This window comes from Asticcacaulis biprosthecium C19 (assembly GCF_000204015.1).
Taxonomy (GTDB): Bacteria; Pseudomonadota; Alphaproteobacteria; order Caulobacterales; family Caulobacteraceae; genus Asticcacaulis; species Asticcacaulis biprosthecius.
Map to the genome: position 1 here is coordinate 1,358,014 of NZ_GL883077.1, position 1,252 is coordinate 1,359,265.

Annotated in this window: 1 protein-coding gene; it reads left to right on the plus strand. The window is 64.0% G+C overall.

What is annotated here, in order from left to right; all coding sequences use genetic code 11:
* On the plus strand, positions 1-1,252 hold a 1,252-nt coding region (locus ABI_RS25565; RefSeq protein ID WP_040308651.1), incomplete at both ends, for a cadherin-like domain-containing protein.

The following is a 1,252-nucleotide window of genomic DNA, read 5'->3' on the forward strand; positions in this document are numbered from 1 at the left end:
CCGGTCCTGACCGGTGAGCCGACCGATCTTGGCAACCCCATCGCCAATGACAGCTTTGCCTTCACGGCGGATGACCTCCTCGAAGGCTATACCGACGTCGACAATGACGAACTGTCGATCAGCGGCACGGTCACCTCGAACCATGGCACGGTCACCGATCTCGGCGGCGGCAACTACAGCTTTGAACCGGCCGAAGACTATATCGGCAAGGTCACCTTCAGCTATGATGTGACCGACGGCCACGTCACCGTGGATGGTGCACTTTCGACCTACGTCATCAGCGACATCAACGACCTGGTCACGACCTACAACCCCCTGACCCAGGGTGCGGTCAACACCGTCACCGCGGGCGCCCAGAATTCTTCGGCTGTGGCGCAGCTGAGCGGCGGCGGCTATGTCGTCACCTGGACCGGCACCGATCTGAGCGGCAGCACCGCCAGCGTCGGCGTCAAGGCCCAGCGCTTCAACAATGACGGCACCACCAACGGGTCTGAGTTCCAGGTCAACACCACGGGCACCAACCAGCAGTACCAGCCGACCATCACCGGTCTGAGCGGCGGCGGCTATGTCATCGCCTGGGCCTCGAACGTCCAGGACGGCTCGGCCTATGGCGTCTACTTCAAACAATATGACGCCGCCGGCACCGTGGTCTTGGCCGAAACGCGGGCCAACACCCACGCGGGCTCCGACCAGCACCAGCCGGTTGTCACCGCCTTCAGCGACGGCAGCTACATGATCTCGTGGGCCAGCGCCTCGATCAACACCGGCGACGGCTCCAGCTTCGGCATCGCCGCCCAGAAGTTCAATGCCAATGGCACGACCTCGGGCTCGGAATTCCTGATCAACGTCTACACCACGCTGGATCAGCAAAGCCCGGCCATCACGGCCCTGGCCGACAACAGCTTCGTCGTCACCTGGCACAGCAATGGCCAGGAAGGCTCCGGTAACGGCTACGGCATCTACGCCCAGCGCTACAACTCGTCCGGCGTCGCCCAGGGTGAAGTCCACGTCAACACCACCAACGCCGGCAACCAGCGCTTCCCGGCGACGGCCGCCCTCGACGACGGTGGTTATGTCATCGCCTGGCAGGACAGCGCTACCACCGACGTCCACTTCCAGCGCTACAATGCCTCGGGCGTGGCCCAGGGCACCAACACTACGGCCAACTCCGGCGCCACCTCGGGCACCCAGACCGACCCGGCTATCGCCTCCTTGAGCACCGGCGGCTTTGTCATCGTCTGGACCACCAGCA